The following is a 3,228-nucleotide window of genomic DNA, read 5'->3' as shown; positions in this document are numbered from 1 at the left end:
TCAGGCCCCCGCAACCACACACACTTGTAAATTCTCCCGCTCGGGAAACCGAACCAAAAGCTCCTCAGCATAACGCTCGAGGAGCTTTTTGCGTTCAGCATCCGTGGCGAGCTCGCTAGACGCAATGAACCGCCCCGAGTTTGCCGGAGACCGTTTGGTTTAAGTTATGCGGCCAAGGCTGGTGCGTCCAGCGCTGCGTAATATCGTTCTTCGGCTTCGGCCGGAGGAATGTTGCCTATGGGCTCCAGAAGGCGGCGGTTGTTGAACCAGTCGACCGATTCCAGCGTGGCGAACTCTACGGCTTCGAAGTTTCGCCACGGTCCTCGCCGGTGGATGACCTCGGCCTTGTAAAGACCGTTGATCGTTTCGGCGAGAGCGTTGTCGTAGGAATCGCCAACACTCCCGACAGACGGCTCGATGCCCGCCTCTGCCAACCGCTCAGAGTAGCGAATGGACACATATTGCGAGCCGCGGTCGGAATGATGAACCAGTCCGCCACGGTGGACGGGCCGCCGATCATGAAGCGCCTGATCGAGGGCATCGAGCACAAAGCCCGCATGGGCAGTCCGGCCGCCCGCCAACCGACGATGCGGCGAGCGAAGGCATCGATCACAAAAGCCACGTAGACGAAACCCTGCCAAGTCGCCACATAGGTGAAATCAGAAAGCCAAAGCATGTTCGGCGCGGGCGCGAAGAACTGCCGGTTCACCCGGCCGAGCGGACATGGCGCAGTCTTGTCACTGACCGTCGTGCGGATCGGTTTGCCGCGAATTATGCCCTGCAACCCCATTGCCCTCATAAGCCGAGCGACTGTGCAGCGGGCGATGTCGTAACCCTCCCGTTGCAACTGTCGCCAGACCTTGCGCACGCCATAGACCTGGAAGTTCTCGTTGAACACCCGGCGTATCTCGACCTTCATGGCAATGTCGCGTCGAGCGCGGGCCGACAGTCGGTCCACATCCGTGCGCTTGGCGATGACCTCATAATAGGTGGACGGGGCAATCGGCAGCAGTCTGCAGATTGGCTCGACCCCGAGCACCGAGCGGTGTGCATCGATAAAGGAAATCATCGCTTCAGTGGGCGGTCGAGCTCCGCCATCGCAAAATATGCAGAGGCTTTCCGCAAAATCTCGTTGGCCTGACGAAGCTCGCGGTTCTCCCGCTCCAGGGCTTTCATCTTCTCCGCAACGTCACTCGGCAAACCCGCACGCTTGCCGCTGTCCACCTCCGCCTTCTTCACCCATTCATTGAGCGCATCAGCCGAGCAACTGATCTTGGCGGCTATGGAAGACACGGCCGCCCACCGCGAAGGATGCTCTGCTTCATGCCCGACAACCATTCGAACGGCGCGGGCGCGGACTTCAGGAGAAAACTTGTTTGTCGTCTTGCTTGTCATAGACCCTACTTCTCGCGAGTTGGGGTCTCCGGCAAACCCGGTGCGGTTCACACGGTCAAAACGCGCCTAGCATGATCTATGTTGGCAACTCATCTTCGGGAGAGCCCTCGCGACACATCTCGATCGAAAAAGGAGCAGGTCGCAACGTATGAGGTAACGGGAATTATCGGTTTATACTTTGCGTCCTCCATGGCGCGCAGGAATGGCCAGGCATTTTTCCAGCCAGTTGGACTGTTGGATTTGTTGGCGGCAAAGAGCGTCAGAATTGCATCAGCCGACAGCGTGATGCCCCACGAGATGACCATCGCCGATGTCAGCCAGCTTCACGCGTTCGGGGCCTTCGCCGACCTTCCAGACAGGGCTCGGAATCTCGCCGGATAGTCTCAAGCTTGCCTGACGCTCACGGCGCGGATCCGGCACCGGCACCGCGGCAAGAAGGCGCTTCGTATAGGGGTGCTGCGGATTGCCGAACAGTTGCGCGCGCGTTCCCATCTCAACGATCTGGCCGAGATACATCACTGCCACGCGGTCGGAGATATTTTCCACCACTGCCATGTCATGGCTGATGAAGAGATAGGTGACGCCGCTTTCCTTTTGCAGATCGCGGAGAAGATCCAGCACCTTTGCCTGGATCGACACGTCGAGGGCCGCGACGCTCTCGTCGCAGATGATCAGCTTCGGCTTCAGGGCAAGCGCACGGGCGATGCAGACGCGCTGGCGCTGGCCGCCCGAGAACTGGTGCGGGTAGCGGTTATAGACGCCGGGCGACAGTTCGACCCGCTCGAGCAGTTCGCGCACGCGTGCCTTCTGCTCGGTGGCCGTGCCTATGCCGTGTATGACCAGCGGCTCGCGGATCAGTTCGCCAACAGTCATCCGGGCATCAAGTGCCGCCATCGGATCTTGGAACACGATCTGAAGATCGCGCCGGATGGCCTTCCGGCCCTTGCTGTCGAGATCGCTCAGGGCCTGGCCGTTGATCTCGATGCGGCCCGTGTGCGGCACAAGTCCCACCAGCGCCTTCGCCATGGTGGACTTGCCGCAACCGGATTCACCCACGAGAGACAGCGTCTCGCCGCGGAAGATTTCCAGCGAAACATGCGCGACGGCATGGACGCGCGCGGCGACACGGCCCAGCAAGCCCTGCCGGATCGGAAAGTTCACCGACACATCGTCGTAGCGCACGAGGACGTCCCGCTTTTCAAGCTCAGGCCGGGTGGCGCCGGCGCCGATGCGGGGGACCGCGGCGAGGAGGTCGCGGGTGTATTGTTCCTTTGGCGCATCGAACAGATCGACGGTCGATGCGGTCTCCACCATCCTGCCCTTGCGCATGACGATGACGCGGTCGGCCATTTCGGCGACAACGCCCATGTCATGGGTGATCAGGATGACGGCAGTGCCGAGTTCCTTCTGCAGATCGCGCAGGAGGGCGAGCACCTCGCGCTGCACGGTCACGTCCAGCGCGGTCGTCGGTTCATCGGCAATAAGAACGGCCGGCCGCAGCGCAATCGCCATGGCGATCATCACGCGTTGGCGCATGCCGCCTGACAGTTCGTGTGGATATTGCTCGAGCCGCTTTTCCGGCTGCGACAGACGAACGGCCTTGACCGCCTCCAGCGCACGGGCGCGGGCCTGTGCGACGGACAGCGGTTCGTGGGCACGAATGGCCTCGACAAGCTGTCGGCCAATGTTCATGACCGGATTGAGCGCGGTCATCGGTTCCTGGAAGATCATGGCAATGCGCGCGCCGCGAATGGCCTGCATCTTCTTTTCGGGCAGTGTCGTCAGTTCCTCATCGCCGAACCGGATGGAGCCGCCCGTTACCCGGACTGCCGG

At 61.3% G+C, this 3,228-nt stretch carries 1 protein-coding gene, 1 pseudogene and 1 other annotated feature; the gene and the pseudogene both read right to left on the bottom strand.

What is annotated here, in order from left to right; genetic code table 11:
* Positions 1 to 164: 164 nt before the first annotated feature.
* Positions 165 to 1,395 (bottom strand): annotated as a pseudogene (locus VL202_RS03490) (IS3 family transposase).
* Positions 995 to 1,111: a sequence feature (AL1L pseudoknot), on the bottom strand. (Overlaps the previous pseudogene by 117 nt.)
* Before the next feature lie 270 nt (positions 1,396 to 1,665).
* A partial coding sequence (locus VL202_RS03485; protein WP_325462782.1) for an ABC transporter ATP-binding protein occupies positions 1,666 to 3,228 on the bottom strand: 1,563 nt, incomplete at its 5' end.

Origin of the sequence: Pararhizobium sp. (genome assembly GCF_035497515.1) — a bacterium.
Taxonomy (GTDB): Bacteria; Pseudomonadota; Alphaproteobacteria; order Rhizobiales; family Rhizobiaceae; genus Pararhizobium.
This window is presented reverse-complemented; position numbering and strand designations above follow the sequence as displayed.